Consider the following 18,240-nt stretch of genomic DNA (forward strand, 5'->3'; position numbering starts at 1 on the left):
GCCACGATAACAACTTATTGTGAAGAAAGCATGCATTATCCTAAAGTCTACTACATAAAAAAGAGGGCTAGACGCCCCCCCATTTATCCGCTCTCAATTACTTTTTTACGTCTTGATATAAGTAAGAGTTAAAACAAGTAACTTAATCCAATAGAAAAAAGGTCAGTCGCATTATCTTCTAAGTCGTAACGTTCGTATTCAATGGTCGCCACCCAGTCGTGGTGGATACGCCAGTTAGCACCAACGCCATAAAACAAATCGGTTCCATCGTCATCCATATCTTGAAGCAGCGTTTCATCTTCAAAAACGTCTAACGAATCGTAGTCTCCCTCCCAGAAGTACAAACCTAAATGGGCGTGTAAAAACCAATCTTCATGACGAAGAAACTGGTAGGCTGCACTTAATGTATAGCCATCTACTGATGTTGGGCGAATGCGAGATGTTTCACTGAAAAAGCGAGAAGGCTCATTGGTCGTAGTTGAAAACGCTGCCGACACATCACCTAAATCGGTATAACCGACTTGAATAAAGCTGTTTTCGGTAATATTGGTACCTACTACCGCTTTCCACGCACTGCGGGTGTCATCAATATCTATGTCGAAGACATCAAAACCTAGCTCTGCGGCTTCTTGTTGTACATCCCCTTCCTTGAAATCTCCTGATGCGCTCCCCCAACTCCCGCTTATGAAAAACTGTTTAGCCGTGCACTTTTCATATTCTTTAGAAAGTTTTGAGGCATCCTCTTTAGATAAGCATTGAGTTTTGCTAGCTAAAAAAGGGGAAGCATCCCTTTCTTTATTAGATTGCTGAGCCATGGCTGGAAATGAAAACATTGCTCCCATTGCAACAGCGCTAACAATCCCATACCTAAAAGTTCTATTCATCTTAGCAACGCTCACGCTTTTACTCCCTTTCTTTGCGCCACTAATAAGCGGCGCAATGTCATAACAAATACCAGTAACATCAGCAGCATAGCGTTCATGCTACCACCGCCTCCGCCAGAGTTTTCAATTCTAACGGTCACGGGTTGAACAGTAATGGTTAGTCTACCCTCGCTCGTTCCGCCCTGTGTATCTTCAATAATATAGGTGACTACAGCATTGCCCGTAAATGCAGCAGGCGGCGTAAAGGTCAATGTATCGTCAGGGTTAACAGATACGCTACCAATTGATGCCTGGGCACTTACAACACGAATACTATCGCCATCTTCGTCGAAGTCGTTGTCAAGCACGTTAACGGTTACAGATTGGTCAACGTCTATCGTTACAGTATCATCTACAGCCTGTGGAGGATTGTTACCAATAATGGTTACCGTAATTACGCCCAGGTCTGAACCTCCGTTTCCATCACTGATACCATAATTAACAATCACTTCGCCAATAAAGCCAAGTGGAGGCGTGTATTCGATGATATCCCCCGCTATCACAGCTGTGCCGAAGGTGGTTGCAGCAGAGGTAATACGCAAGTCATCGCCATCTGGGTCTGCATCGTTACTTAAGGCTTCAATAGTTACAGACTCATCAACAATAATAGTTACTGCATCGTCAGTTGCCACAGGTTGGCTATTGCCATTAAATAGAACGCCTACACCACCTGGGTCGACAATCGTACCGTTAACTAAACCGTCGTCATCATCTACACCACCATCAAGAATTTCTAACTGCACACACCAATGACCTTCAGTTAGACCTTCTGTCCAATAGTCTCCGCCTGGAGGTGGGCAATAGCCTGGCTCACCTTCAACAGACCATAAACGGTTGTTCGCGTTTTCCGTAAAGGTTACCCAACCGTTTTCAGGCGTGAACTTACGGTACACCGCATTTGCAGGTATTGGCTTAAGCTGTGGCATCACAATATTCAGCGTTTGACCCGCCTCAGGTAAACCATAGGCAATGAAATCGAAAATGCCGCCTATGTTTGTCGCTTCTGGGTCAGGGACAATGTCATCGTCGCCGGCAATGTCGCCATCAATAATTTTAGCGCCGCCGAGTTCACTACTTACAGAGAAGTTACCTAGGCGCAAGCATACGCCTGGGTCACCTTCCACCATGTAACCATCAACAAACGCCACTTCTTGTGGAAGCACATTACACTCAGGCGTTGGATCCAAGTAATCCAAAATACCGTCTCTGTCACTATCAGCAAGGCCATCTACAACATCCGGTACGCCGTCACCATCACTATCAAGCTCAGCAGGTGTAGGTAACGCATCAACTACCTGAATGTATAAGGTATCCGAGTCTGTAAAGGCCGTGTCATCTGCGTCTGTGACCGTTGCACGAATTCGGTAAACCCCCACGTCCAAGCCACTTGGATCAAAAGTAAAGGTGTCATTAACACTATCGGTATCTGCAATGTCTGCATCCAGTGATGTCCACACAAATTCATACTCATTGGCTGGGTCTGGATGGTCAATAGTAGAGGTGACTAACACGTCAGAACCTGTGGGGATAACGAGAATTCTTGATTCGCCGTCCTGCTCGGTAAACAGGTCAACATCAGGGTTCACGTTATCCTCGCGAATTGTAATTTCGTGAATGTACTTATTACCTATGTTAAGCACATCTGAAAGCTCAATTGTGATCGTCTCTGTACCTTCAATATCCGCATCTGGGAAAACATTGAAGCTCACCGTTATATCGCTACCTGATTCCATCACGATGACGCCATCAACCAGGTCATGGTCGCTGCTATCTGCCGTACCACTTACTGTATATGGAATTTCTAGCGGATAAACGGGTGACGTACCGTTTAAGTGAATGCCAAATTCTACTTCATGGCCTTCCAGCACTACCTGATCCTTAGTAACAGAAACCAATGGTCTTACACGTACCGCCTGACTAGCAACAGAGGTTAAACCGTCTTCGTCGGTCGCCTGCCAGTATGCCGTATTGTTACCCGGCTCGTAAAAGATAAGGCCATCGACTAATGACACAGGTAACGGATTGCCAAATTTATCGACAGCTGACGCGACGCCAAGGTCGATTTTGGTAAATAGTGCATTAGCATCTACAAACACGTCTTCTGGTACTTCAATAACTGGGCGGTCGGCCAAATCATCAGGCATAACATCTACAATCACTGACGCTCGGGCAACCTCGCTCTGAGGGTCGGTGATGGTGTAGTCAATTACTATTTCACCGACAAAACCTTCAAGCGGCGTATAGATAAGTGAATCGTCAGCCCAAGAAACCTCGCCTAATTCAACACGGGCGCCGATGATGCGTAATGTATCGCCATCAGCGTCAGAGTCATTGGCCAGTACATCAATTGTAGCTGGGTTGTAGTTACCCAAGGTTATCGCATCATCACGAGCCACTGGTGCATCGTTCACAGGGTTCACGTTGATGGTTACAGTACCTACATTAGAGGTCTCCTCCCCATCATTTGCGGTATAAGTAAAGCTTGTTGTGCCACTAAAGTCAGCTTCAGGTGCATACAATACGCTAGGTAAGCGACCAACAAGCTCCCCTTCTGGTGATGTTACCAGCTGGTAAGTTAGCGCGTCGCCGTCTGCGTCACTTCCCTGTAATCGAATAGGCAGTGTTGCGTCTTCTTCCATTGTGAACGTTAAGTCCATTACTGTTGGCGCATCGTTAGTGTCGATTACCGTTACCGTATAGGTCGCACACGCTTGCGAGCCCGACGGGTCAGCAACGCAAACCGTAATGGTGGCAGTGCCGTGGAAACCATCTGCAGGCGTAAATGTCACCACGCCATTAACGATTTCTACAGTGCCGTTAGTCGCTTCGGCACTAGCAATAGTGAGCGTATCACCGTCGATATCGTTTGCATTGGATAACACGTTAATACTAAGCGGCGTGTCTTGATTTGTAGATACTTCTCCACCTTCAAGGGTAGGTGCATCATTTACATTTTCAACCGACACCGTAATCTGCGCAGTCGCTTCACCGCCATTACCATCTGAAAGGGTGTAGGTAATGATCGCCGTTCCAACAAAGTTAGGCAGCGGTGTGTAGACAATGTTGCCATCGCTATTAATGGTTACCGTGCCCGAGTTAGCCGTTGCATCTGTGATGATTAACGTATCGCCGTCAATGTCAGTATCGTTGGCAAGTGCATTAATAATGACACTGCTGTCTTCACTTACATTAGCTTGATCGTTGTTTGCTACTGGTGCGTCGTTAATAGAAACAATGACTACGGTAACCGTCGCGGTATCAGTACCACCGAAGCCATCACTGATAGTGTAGGTAAATGTTGCTTCACCATTTACATTGGCAACAGGTGTATAGGTAACAGTAGTGCCGTTATTAACCACCACACTTCCGTTCTCAGTACTTGCCATGGTTACCGTTAGTACATCGCCGTCGACGTCGCTATCGTTTGTTAGTACGGTTACTGTAACACTGCCATCTTCTGTAACACTTGCTGTGTCATCAAAGGCAACAGGGGCATCATTTACCGCAGTGATAGTTAGGGTTACCTGCGCTGTATCAGTGCCACCATGTCCATCTGAAACGGTGTATTCAATAGTGACCACGCCGTTATAGTTGGCAGGTGCTTGATAACTTAATTCACCGCTTGGCAACAAAATCACATTGCCTGTAGATGCTGTTACTTCGGTAATGGATAACGTATCGCCGTCTTCATCGGTATCGTTAGACAGCACATCCAAGGTTACCGCCTCGTCTTCTTCAGACGTAAAGCTGTCATCATTTGCAACAGGGATATTGTTCTCAGCAACGGTTAGCACCAAGGTCCCTGTTACCGTGCCGCCCATACCGTCTGACACGGTATAGGTAACCGTTACTGTGCCTACGAAACCTTCCGGTGGCGTGTATGACACTAATCCATCAACAATAGTCGCCGTTCCAAAATCAGCCGATACTGAGGTAAGCGTAAGTGCATCGCCATCTGCATCTGTGTCATTAGCCAGTACGTCGACCTCTACCGCTTCGTTAAGCTTAATAGCCAGCTGATCGTCTTGAACGTCAGGAAGTGTATTGCCATTAACAAATGTGCCTACTCCACCAACAAAGCTAAACGCTCCATTGGTTGTAGCGTCAGCATCGTAACTTCCGCCATCAATAAGCGTCAGCTTCACACACCAGCTACCTGCAACCAGACCTTCTTGCCATTCGCTACTATTAACGACAGGGCAGAAACCTGGTGCGCCTGGTGCTGAGTAAATCACGGCGTCGCCGTCTGCAATAACGTCGAACCAACCTAGCTCAGCAGTCCAGCTACGCATAAATGCGTCTTCTGGTACGGCATTGCGCTGCGGAATAACCACATCGAACTGTGCTTGATTAGACTGATTATTCACCACGTCGAAGTTAAACAACCCACCAACATTGTTAGCTTCCGTATCTGTCGGAATGCGACTTGTTACTGCGCTATCATCAGCAAGTAGCAATACGCCAGCATTTGAAGTGCCACGGGTGTACTCACCCGCACTTACACATGTACCAGCGTTTGATTCAACAAGATATTGCGTGCTTTCACCTGCAATCTCTGGCGCTAAAGAACAAAGCGCAATGCTATCTAAGTAGTTTGGCACACCGTCTAAGTCGGCATCACCTGCACCTTCAATATTATCTGGCAGGCCGTCACCGTCGGTGTCAGCACCAGTAAGCTCGGGTAAGGTTTGTACCACTTCAATATAAATTGTGCGTGAACTTACAAGCGTGGGGTTTTCACTGTCTGCAACAAGTAGCGTAACTGCATAAACACCTGGCGCTACTGAAGCAGGGTCGAAAGTAAATACGCCGTCATCACCTGAAACATTAGCAAGTTCTGGTGCTGAATTACTCCAATCGTAGATAAAATCAGCGGCTGGGTTGGTGTGACTGATAGCCGCTAGTACTTCGACTAGACCCTCATTTTGGCCAACAGTTAACGTTGTCGTATTACCTTGCTCAACTGACAGCGCTACAACTGGGGCCACTGCTGCTTCTGCAATTGTTGTGGTCTGCGACGCTTTTTCTCCGACATTTACATTCTCGTTCAGCGTTACGATTACCGTTTCGCCGTCATCGATAATCGTGTCGGGGATAATATTAAATTTAACGGTTGCCTGTGTACCGTCCTCAATAGTGACAGTGCCAGAGATAAGGTCGTGATCGCTAGTATCTGCAGAACCTGAAACCGTGTAGTTCACTGTTACTGGGTAACTAGGTGCATCGCCGCTTAACAGTACATCAAAACTTGCTGCACCGCCTTCGGTTACAACCACATCATCACTTAATGACACTTGAGGGTTTACGCGGATAGTCTGACTAACCGTTGTCGTATTACCTTCATCGTCAGTTGCCTGCCAATAAACAGTATGTAGCCCTGGCGTAAAGCGGGTTTGACCGTTCAATAAGGTCACTGGTAATGATTGACCGCGAGATGTGGTGGCCGTTGCAACGCCCAAGTCTACAAGCGTAAGGTATCCGTTCGCGTCAACTTCAATATCAGCTGGCGCAATTACTCTCGGGTTTGCATCGTTGCGGTCAGACGTGCGCTCTACATTCACCACCACATAAGAGGTTGATGTCGCACCTGAAGGGTCAACAATGGTGTACTCTACCTGTACCTCTCCTGAAGTGCCTTCACCTGGCGTAAACACCAATGCATTATCGATAATTTCTACGCTACCAAAATCAGAGTTTGCACCAACGATACTTAGCAGGTCGCCTTCGATATCGCTATCGTTTGCTAGTACATCAATAGTTACACTGTTCTGATCTGTCGCTTCAGCTAAATCAGCAACGGCGACAGGCGCGTCGTTCACGGCCACCACATTCACTGTGATATTGGCAGTGTTCGAATCTTCTTGACCGTCGTTCGCTTTATAGCTGAACAGTACCGTACCGTTGTAATCTTCTGGAGTAACGTACAGCAAAGAAGGAGCAGAACCTAACACTTCACCTGTTGGCAACGTTACCAATTCAAACGTTAAAACGTCTTCGTCTGCGTCGGTACCCGTTAGCGTGATGGGTAGGCTATCCCCTTCGTAAATGGTGAACTCGAGATCTTCAACGACTGGACCAATGTTTGTATACACAACTGTAACGGTAATACGCGCACAAGCCTCTTCGCCCTCAGCATCTTGAATACAAACATCGATGGTTACTTCACCGGAATAATCTTCAGACGGCGTATAAACCAGTTTGCCGTCAACAATTTCAACCGTGCCGTCTGAAGATGTGGCGCTAACGATAGTATGCGTATCATCTGTATCTACATCTTCAACATTGGCGATAACATCGATAGTTAATGCTTCATTTTGGTTCGTTGCAGCAGTGAAATCAGCAAGTGTAGGTGCATCGTTAACTGCGGTAACCGTTACAACAAGCGTACCTGTTGCTGTTGCTCCATTGCCATCAGAAACCGTGTAGGTAATGGTTGCCGTACCATTGAAGTTCTCATCTGGTGTGTAGCTTACTTGGCCACCTTGAATAGCGACTGAACCTTCGTCAACGGTTACGTCTGAAATAGTCAGTACGTCTTCGTCAATGTCAGAGTCATTCGCGAGCACGTCGGTAACAACAGAGCCATCTTCCTCGACTGTGGCCGTATCATCCACCGTTATCGGTGTATCATTAACCGGGTTAACGGTAACAGTGATCGTTGCTGTATCAGTGGCACCATTACCATCGCTTACCGTATATGACACTTTCGCTTCGCCATTAAAATCAGCATTTGGCGAGAAAGTAACCTGGCTATCTGCCGTGATCACTGCACTACCCTGCGCTGACGAGGCCACCGAGACTGAAAGCACATCTTCATCTATATCAGAGTCATTGGCGAGAACAGCTACTGTTACTGAAGCGTCCTCATCAACAACAGCGGTGTCGTCCAAAGCGATAGGAGCATCGTTCACCCCTTCTACCGTAAAGCTAATGCTGGCAGTGGCGGTACCGCCATTTCCGTCTGAAATAGTGTAGGTGGCGGTTGCAGCCCCATCAAAATCAGCAGGTGGTGTATACGTCACACTGTTATTTGCATTAACTGTAATAGTCCCCTCAGATGCGCTAGCAGATGTCACGCTTAATTCATCGTTGTCAACATCTGTATCATTGTCTAATACAGCAAGCGTAGTGCTTGAATCTTCGGTAACTCTTCCGGCGTCATCATTGGCTACTGGTGCGTCGTTAACAGGCGCCACCGTTACTGTGACTGTCGATGAGGCGCTACCACCAGCACCATCCGATACACTGTAAGTTATCGTGGTTGTACCGTTGAAGTCGGCACTTGGCGTAAAGCTAAGCGTATTATCGCCGGTAATAGTTGCAGTGCCTTGACTGCTGCTTGCAGCCGACAATTGCAAGGTGTCGCCGTCAATATCACTGTCGTTCGAAAGCGCATTAATAATTACCGTTTCGTCTTCCTGTACACTCGCCGTATCTGCCACAGCCACCGGATTGTCATTTACTGGGTTTACCGTAATTGACACTGTTGCTGAATCAGAGCCGCTGTTTCCATCAGAAACGGTATACGTCACTGTTGCAGCACCGTTATAGTCGGCATCCGGCGTATACAAAAGATTACCGTCGCTATTAATGGTCGCCGTACCAGTACTCGCATTAACCGCAGTTAACTCAAGGGTATCGTTGTCTACATCTGTATCGTTAGCAATAACGTTAACCACGACGCTGCTGTCTTCATCAACGCTAGCTGTATCATTATTCGCAACGGGGGCGTCGTTAACGTTTACAACCGTCACTGCCACCGTTGAATTAGCGCTGCCGCCCGCACCATCTTCGATGGTGTAAGTAATTGTAGCGTTGCCGTTGAAGTCAGCGTCTGGCGTGTAGTTCACCTGGTTACCTACAACCTGCACACTACCGGTTGAAACAGAGGCGCTCGCCACACTTAAGGTGTCGCCGTCAACGTCGGTATCGTTAGCAAGTACATTAATGCTAACCGAATCGTCTTCATTGACACTTGCGGTATCTGGGTTAGCGATTGGGTTGTCGTTAACCGCTGCAATAGCTACAGACACCGACGCATTGTCACTGCCGCCATTACCGTCTGTTACCGTATAGGCTACTGTGGCACTGCCGTTGTAATCTGCCGCAGGCGTAAACACCACATTGCCATCGCCATTAACTACTGCACTACCATTGGTTGCCGATACACTTGATACGCTTAATGCATCGTTATCAATGTCGGTATCGTTAGCCAATACATTGATAACTACCGCCGTGTCTTCGTTAGTGCTGGCCGTGTCGTCGCTTGCCACTGGTGCATCGTTGACGTTAGTAACATTAATAGTCGCCGTACCTGATGCCGTACCACCTGCACCGTCACTTATCGTATAAGTTACGGTTGTTGCGCCATTAAAGTCGGCCGTAGGTGTAAAGGTAATATTATTTCCGCTAAAGGTTACTGAACCATTTGGCGATGTTGCATTGGTGATCGACAACGCATCGCCATCTACGTCAGTATCGTTAGTCAAAACATCAATAATTACGCTGCTGTCTTCGTTCACTGTCCCTGAATCAGGGTTAGCTATTGGCGCGTCATTTACCGCATTAACCGTTACTGATACAGAAGCTGAATCGGTTCCTCCATTTCCATCAGAAACCGTGTAATTAAGTGTAACTGGGCCATTGAAATCGGCCGGCGGCGTATAAAGAACATCGCCATTTGAATTTACGGAGACCGCACCAGCGCTTGCCGACACCGCAGTAACACTTAGGGCATCGCCATCTACGTCACTGTCGTTAGCTAACACATCAATAATTACGTCATTATCTTCGTTAGTATTCGCACTGTCGTTTGTGGCAACCGGTGCATCGTTATCTGCTTGCACGTCTACCGTTAGATTCGCGCTATCACTGTTCCCATTTCCATCAGAAATCGTATAGGTCACAAGTGCTGGACCGTTAAAGTCTTGTGCAGGCGTGAAGGTGATATTGCTTCCCGCGAACGAAACCGCACCGTTGCTAGAATTAGCCGCTGTGATAGACAGTGTATCGCCATCCACATCGGAATCATTTGCCAACACATTTACTATCACTTGTGTGTCTTCAGTGGTATTGGCTGAGTCGGCCTGTGCTACAGGCGCATCTTGAACATTGTTTACCGTAAATGTTGCTGTGGCGGTGTCGCTACCGCCTGCGCTATCGGTAAGGGTGTATTGCACGGTTTCGGTGCCGAAGAAATCAGCTGCCGGCGTATAAATCAAGTTCGCGCCATATGTAGTTACCGTACCGCCGTTACTTGGCGTAGCTACAGAGGTAATGATGATACTTTGACCGCTGTCTGCGTCGCTATCATTGCTACGGGCCGCTAGCGTATTGCTGGTTGTATCTTCATCTACAGTGAAACTATCATCATTCGCTGATGGTATACGGTTAAGTAAGGTTACCGTCACGTCGTTAGCATTTAATGACTGAGGCTGAGCTGCGCCATCAACGTAGCTAAGCGCAGAAGAAATAGTTAAATCTTGGGTAGCCGCACTGGGCACTAGGGCGCTGGTGTCTAGCTCAACGCTAAACACATAGGTTTCAGTGTCACCATCATTATCGCTATTTACAATACTGCCTAAATCAAGCGTTAGCGTATTGTTAGACACACTAATATTGCCGTTCACGTTAACCGATGTGCCGCTAGCAGCACTGTTAATACTTGCTGGATTGACACCTGAAGAAAGGCCAGTATTAAAGATACGAGCAAGTTCCCTCGCCCCTGCGAGCAATGAAACATTAGCAGGTAAGGTAACGCTTAAGCTTAAATCGTCCGTTGTCCCCTTAGGTACAGTAACAGTTTGTGTAAGGGTTAGTGTTTCGCCCTGCACAAAATTGTTACCAGATGTACCACCATCACTGGTATCGGTAAGGGCAAAGGTTGGCGCAGATACGGTTTGCGCTTGTGAAGTAACCGGAATAAGCAGAGCATTCTCGCCATCAGAAGCGTTACTGTCGTTGTCGCTTAACTGGTTGGCACCGAGGTTGTCACCGCTAAACAGAGCTTGAACTGAAAATACGGTGTTGTCAGCTGCATTAGCATCTAGCGTTAGCACCACAGAAGCGGTTACCGTTTCACTTGGGGCAATTCCGCCCACGTTTACGTCAAATGGCGTTTCGCTTACTACAACACCTTGGCTAGTAACAGCTGTATTAGCTACCACGCTTAAGCCTGCATTGACCGGCTGAGTAAATGAAACGTTTTCTGCAGTCGCTGAACCTTGATTGGTTGCCACGGTGTAAATGCGTACGCTGTCACCTGGATCAACAACCCCATCACCGTCTACATCGTTAACAAGTTCATAGTATTGAATGATCTCTAATTCGGGTGTGCCCGCGCCCGTCGATGCACTGAACGTGAGCGGCTGGAAACCATCGCTATCTGCACGGTTATTATCTGCATAGATAGTATTAGTTTCGTCACTGGTTGCTTCACCTTGTAGCGAGAAGCTTTCGTTTGCGGCATTGCCGTTGAAATCAACCAGCGGTGAATCGATGGTGACATCAAAAGAAACCGTTTCACTGGCGCCAGCTGCTAGCGTGATAAAATCTGCGCTTAGTGAACTACCTATTACACTAACCGTATGTCCACCGCTTACCTGCGCCGAATTAGCGACGTAAGTAAGACCTGCGGGTATAGCGTCACTTAGGGCAATGTTTGATAGCGCTTGGCTACCCGTATTTTCAAGTAAATACGTAATGGTTAACGTATCATTAGGGCTAATGACGTCATTGGTATCAGCATCTGTTGATAGACGTACCAGTTGAGTAATATCTAAATCTGCTGTGTTTGCTGGTGTGCCCACTCTGAAGGTGTTTGCCTGGTCGCCGTTTACATCGTTACCATCGGCGTCAGTTGGCTCTGCTACTGTGTCAGATGAATCCACGCTACCTTGTAGCGAGACTAACGTGTTGTTAGCCACATTGGCATCAACAAGCAACTCGAACGTAATGGTTTCAGATTCACCAAATGCCATGTCGCCAACATTTACCGTAATGCCGGCACTGTCATCAAGGGTGCCTTTCGTCGTAGTCGCAGACCCTGTTACATAGTTTGTATTTACAGGAATCCCGTGAGTAAATACAACGTCAGTGGCTGTGGCACTATCGCTTTCATTGGTAAGCGTTGAGGTAACGAGTACCGTATCACCCGCATCAATAAATCCATTGCCATTGATATCGTCAGATAGAGTAACTGACTGCGTTGCACCAATAAACGCCGCGATATCACCTGTCACGTTAATAGAATCAGCAAAGCTATAATCACGTTCGTCAGCTGTGTCACCGCTCATTGAGCTATACGCACCATTGGTCAAACCAATTGAAAGTGCATTACCCACGTCGGCATCACTATCTACAGTGAACTGCATTGTCACTTGTTTGCTGCCTTCGACCAGCGTGATACTGCCCATATCTACGACAAGTAGCGTAGATGACGTATCATCGATTGTACCTTGCCCCATAAAGCTATTTGCTACATAAGTAAGACCGCTAGGAACTGATACGTTAAATGTGGTCTCAAACGCGTCGGCAAAACTAGAGTTGTGGCCTACGTCAATAGTTAGGGTAAAGGTATCCTCCAAAGATACCGAGGTTTTATCGAGCGTCATTGTTGAGTCTAAATTTGGCTCAACGATATCGATCTCGAGAGTAGATGGACCTGCGCTTTCGCCGCCACCTGATGCATTCACACTATTAGTAAGTGTTGTACCCTGTGCGTTGCCTACTTCGTTTTCCACAACACCGGTAAAGGTAACCGTTATGTAATCATTGGTGCTATCGCCATCAGCGGTGTTGCTCACAGTTCCAAAATCAACCGTGACATCATTGCCAGACACCGAAGCGGTTGCAGCGCCGTCATAGCTGATTTGCGCCGGGCTGTTAATACTAATGTTGTCAAAGCGAATGTCCGCTGGCAGCGTATTTACAATAGAAACACCGTCAATTGTGCCTTCTACTAAATCGATACGCGCATCAATAGAAACCGACTCACCCACTGCGAAATCATTATCGCTATGTGTAGCATTAAGTGCAGATTGAATAGCCAGTGTGTTATCTACCGTTACATTACTACTAGCTGTTTCACGGTAGTTATTTAACGTAGCGTTATTGTCGTCATCTCCACCATCGGCGCTACTACGTCCGCTGCCGTCCAACTGACTGTTATAGGTTGCTTCAACTGCATTAGTTAGCGTTTCACCAGCGCTTGCTTCGTTGGCCATTACGACGCTGTATTCGACGGTAACGCTTGCAAGAGCTGGTAGGTCGAATGCTGCAACCGACAAGGTATCGCCTGTGTTGGTCGTAGTTATCTCACTGACATCACTTGCAGTCAGTGCTGTGTTCGTACCTGTTAGTACTGCCTCGTCACTCGGGTTAGTTAGCGTTATTGCAGAGAAGGTAACACCAGAACCGCTTCCGTCAGGCCCACCTAATAACTCAGCGGGCATTACATCCTCAAAGGCCACAGCATACGCAGTTGCTGTATTCCCCGTGTTGGTTACCACTGTACGGTACGTTACCGTATCGCCACTATCACTTGCTGTTGCACCTGCAATGATGGTTTGCGTAATAGATAGATTGGGTTCAATAACATCCACGTCAACATTCGCAGAAGGTGCTGGCGTGCTCACGTCTTGGTAGCTAAGTGAACCGGTACTAGTTAGCGTTGTTCCAGCTTGGTTACCTAAGATATTAGCAACTTCAACAGGCACAGCAATGGTAACTTGTTGAGACGTTGAAGCGCTGTTGGTAATAGTTCCAAAATCTAATACTACTGGGTCGGTTCCTTCACCAGGGGTGGTATTAGGTGTATTTGTACTGGTGAAATCTGACACCGGCGTTGTTATGGTAATGCCGTCGCCGGTATACCTTAAGCCTGAAGGAAGATCTAACGTATAAACAAAGTTGTCTGTTGTACCTGTCGGTATAGAGAAACTTGCCGTTAAATCAACCACAGTTCCAATAGCAGCATCGGCTGCAGTAGTCGTTAACGTAAGCGTGGGCGCATTGGCGGTCACTGATGCCATAGCAGAATCAGCGATATCGTTAACGTTTTGGCCTGAGTCGTTATTCGCGCCGCTACCAGTACGCTCACCGGTATCTGAACCGGCTACGCCTGGCGTAGCATTTCCAGTACCTGATGCGCCTGGCAAAGACGTTGCCGAGGTCGCGACGGTATTGGTGACGGTTTCTTCAAATGCGATATCAAAATTGACCTGAGCAGTGTACACAACGGTGACGCTTTCACCCGCTTCCAGATAATCAATGTCGCTAACTGCGCAGCTATCAGACTCAACCGTTAGCTCGTTGCCACTGATGCTTGCACAGGCTGAAACATCAATGCCTGCCCCTCTTGAATGTGTTGCGCTTACCAAGCTAACCGTATTAAATCGTGCAGGTACGTTATCGTTGATGTACCATTCGTAAGCACGCGAAACTCGAGAGCCTGCAGTATTAGTTAATGTGACAGTAAATGTAACTTCGCTGCCACCATCTACAGTTGATGGCGAAGCTGTTTTTGTAGCAGTTAGGTTTGGCTCGGCAATACGAATATTTTGTGTAGCATTGTTGCTTTGGTTAGCGCTGCTTTCATTTAAATAGTTTACTTCACCTGTTACCGTTTTATTGTTTGTACGGTTATTGTTACTGGTGTTTAAGGTAAGCACACTAAGTGTAACGGTGATACTTTCATCACCTGCATCGTTGTCATTATTTGTAACATCACCCAAATCGAAGATAACAGACTGACCACTGACGACAGGGGTAATAGTTGTATCTGACCCCGTAATCGACACGCCGTTTGCAGTCGTAAAGCCCGTATCAAATGTTCCACGAATTTTTGCGGTGCCGGTTTGATAAGACATCCCAGCAGGCAAAATAACTTCTATAATGTCCTGATTAGCGGTCTCTTTTGTCTGCCCTTCGGGAACGATAGTAGTGAACGAATAGGTTAACACCTCACCAATAGCGGCTTCTCGTGTGCCGGTGTCATTGGTAAAGGCTTCAGACGAAGCAATTAATGTTATGTTATTAGCGGAAATGGCTTTGGTTGCCGTGGTATCCGTACTTTCTGACTGTGAATCACGCTCAACGGTCTGGTCGCCAGTTTGGCTATCACCAGTAGCTTGCGCGCTAATATTAAATGACGAACCCGTTTGTACACCTGCTTTTACTTCTGCAGTATAAGTAAACTGCACGCTATCACCCGCAGCAAGCTCTGAACCTGAATAGGTTACTCTGTCCTGGGTATTTTCAAATGCATACGTAAACCCAGACGGGGTTGTTCCTTCAGTTACATTTGTGAAAATATCAGTATTAACATTGCTGACCACTTCAACATCATAAGCGGTAGCTGTACCTGTATTTTCAACATCAATAGTTACGGTTACCGTATCACCTGCTTCTACGCCAGAGCTTGGCGCCACGCTTGTTGTTGCGCTTAATACATGTTCAGCGAACTGGTTAGTTGACGTAGCTGACGCATTGTTGGTGGTATTGTTGGTTCCCGCATTTACCTGTAACTGCTTGCTTTGCGTTGACGTTGTAGCGGCATTTTGTGTGACATCTTGCACCAAGGCTTCAAGCGTAATTGAGAATGTATTATCGCTTGGATCGTTATCATTATTGGTGGTTGTACTGCCGTTAAACACAGCTTTAACAGTTTGCCCGCTTTCGACAGTTCCTGACGATGTCACAGTGGGGCTGGCGCTTACGGTTCCGTCAAAACCTGTTGAATTTACCGTTAACGTATTGCTGTATTCAAAACCAGCAGGAAGCGTCATGTCTACCGTTAAGTCGTTCGTGGTGCCCTCCGGCAACGTCACGTCTACCCGATACTGTACGGTATCACCTACCACAACATTACCTGTAGGACTTACTATGGTTGACGCAATAGCAATATCAGAAACGGTAACCGATGCGTCATCTTTTTGTGGGTCAAAGGTTACGGTCTGACCTGAAGCCGATGCCCAATTTATTGTCGCTTCGGACGTGATGACATCATTAGGCTCTGCGGTTTGCGCAATATCTTGTGTGAAGGTAAGTACATAAACATCACCTGCAGCGAGGTTTTCTACACTGTAGGTGCCCGCAGATAAGGAGCCGCTACCTAACGTTGTGCTATTCCCATTAAGCGTTGCAGATACAAGGCTCTGCGAAGCCACGCCAGCAACAAGTGGAACACTGGCGGTTGTGTCAAATGATGTAGCACCACCTTCGTTAGTTACTGTTAAGGTGTACTGAACCGTATCACCGGCATCTACATTTCCTGCAGAAGTAGCAAGTGAAACAGTTAATTCTGGCGCACGAACTATTATCTCAGCAGATTTAAGGTCGGCGCTAACAGCGTCTGGTGTATTGGTTGATGTTCCTTGGAACAAGTTAGCTAACCTTAGACCGTCGGCGTAAGGCTCGTCGGTAACCTCAACAGTAAAATCAACTTCTAGCACTTCAGGGGTAGATGTTGAAATATCCCCCCAGTCTAGCGTTACGCTGTTTTCCGTGGTCGATAGCGTGATGGCAGGTGTAAGCGACGTTATCGTGTTTTCAGGGCCATAAGCGAAATTAGCGTTAGTCGAAAAATCTGAACTAGTACTAACTGTTGACGAGGAAACTAGGAACACAGGGAGCGGTAAAAAGTCTTTGAAAACAATGTCGTTTGTGTCGCCCGATGGGATATTCATGTGCAGGCGATAAGTCACGCTTTCACCCGGTGCGTACTCAAGAACTTCTGTAGTCGTGTTATTGTCAGAATTTACGAGGAATTTAGTGGTGGTTATTCCTTCTATAGATACTGAGTCACTTGAGCCTTCTGAGCAGCTCACTGCGCCATTCACTAGGTTATATTGAGCACTTTGAGAAAACGACAGTGAATCGTTAGCAACGACAGGGGCATTACTATCAACTCCTGTGTAACCACCAACGTAATTTTGCTGAATATCTACGGTGTAAGAAACCGTCAAAACGCTTCCGCCCGGAAGCGTGCCTGTTGCGTTAGTAACGTTGTAAGTGATGGCCTCATTTTGACTGGCATCAGTACTTGAAGCAGGCCTCGTTATGTTAAACGTACTTCCACCATAGCTAACCGTGATATCTGAGGAAAAATCTACGCCATCGGCAATGGTATCGTTAAGTATTAAAGAATCTACCGATATATAGTCAGAAATTTGAATAGAGTTAGTAACAGTGAGCGTGTTGCCAGGGCTTGATTGAGCGGCGTTAACGCGTTGCTGAATTGCAACATGCTTTGCCGAAATCGTATCACTGCTAGAAACCTGGGTAAGCCCATTGCCGTTAAAACTCGCATTAAAGTCAAGCGGATGCTCAATACTTGAAGCGCTGCACTGCTGCGAATTCAGGACGTTAGTAAAATACATGGGGTAGCTTACCCGCACATCATTTTCGCTACTTGTTCCCGTAGCAGAAACACACGAAACATCTAAAGTGCCACCGGGGTTTGACGCAGAGGGTTCACTATCTATAGAGCACCCAGTTCCACCAGTTATCGTAGCTTGAGCACTATATTGAACGCCGCTGTTTAAAACATCCGTAAACTGTAAGTTGTCTATGGTAGGGCCGTTCGCTACATCAACCGTATGGGTAACGGTTGCTGAAAAGCTTGAACCCGCAGCAAGCTCGTTTTCCGCAGCCGAGCTTTGCGTTGTTACTTGGTAAAGTGCCGCCTCAACCGACGCGCTTTGCGTTGTGCCTATTGTTGGACCATTGTCACCTGTTGCCGTGTCACCAAACTCATATACGGGTGTGACTTCAATAACAAACGCTTCCGCAGGCGCTGCATTGCTGTCGATAGTGAAACAAACATTAGTAGTTAGATCAGGGCCATTGGTTACAACCGAGCCAACTGGGATATCTACCGTTGAAAAACTGAACCCTTCGGTGCCTGCAACGGTTTGCGCAATGATAGGATCTTCGAGCTCATTGTTGTTCGCAATGGGGTCGAATGTGCCGACATTAACGGTATCACTGTTGCTTCCTATAAATGTCGCACCATTGAAGGTTAAGTCTGCATCATGAATAACGCGCAGATAAGGACCATAGCCAGTGGTACCTGAGTTAGTTAATGGTATGTCGTAACAGAATGACTCTCCAATAAACGCGCTTTGCGGCGCTGCGTTGGTGATAACAGGGGTTGCTGCTTGTGCAGTTTGTAATGCACCTAGAAGTAATGAAGTACCGATAATGGCTTTGGACAATGTGCGGATCATGTCTTTCCTTTAGCGCGTATATTTATTAGAGAGATAGCTCTCTTCCATAATCTTTACCGAGAACACTCTTTAAAAAGTACTCGACAAGA

Annotated in this window: 2 protein-coding genes; both read right to left on the minus strand. The window is 46.9% G+C overall.

The window, feature by feature from the left end; genetic code table 11:
• Nucleotides 1–128: 128 nt before the first annotated feature.
• Nucleotides 129–899: an outer membrane beta-barrel protein gene (locus tag PCAR9_RS17670; RefSeq protein ID WP_179984734.1), complete on the minus strand. Its 771-nt coding sequence runs from the start codon at nt 897–899 to the stop codon at nt 129–131.
• A complete protein-coding gene (locus tag PCAR9_RS17675) occupies nt 896–18,151 on the minus strand; it encodes a tandem-95 repeat protein (protein WP_179984735.1) in 17,256 nt (5,751 codons plus the stop codon). The genes PCAR9_RS17670 and PCAR9_RS17675 overlap by 4 nt, the downstream gene beginning before the upstream one ends.
• Between the last annotated feature and the right edge of the window lie 89 nt (nt 18,152–18,240).

Source organism: Alteromonas macleodii, from assembly GCF_903772925.1.
In the GTDB taxonomy this organism is placed as follows: domain Bacteria; phylum Pseudomonadota; class Gammaproteobacteria; order Enterobacterales; family Alteromonadaceae; genus Alteromonas; species Alteromonas macleodii_A.

Excerpts from the sequence above, each read along its gene's own strand:
- PCAR9_RS17675 (WP_179984735.1), bottom strand. The coding sequence starts at position 18,151 with ATGATCCGCACATTGTCCAAAGCCATTATCGGTACTTCATTACTTCTA.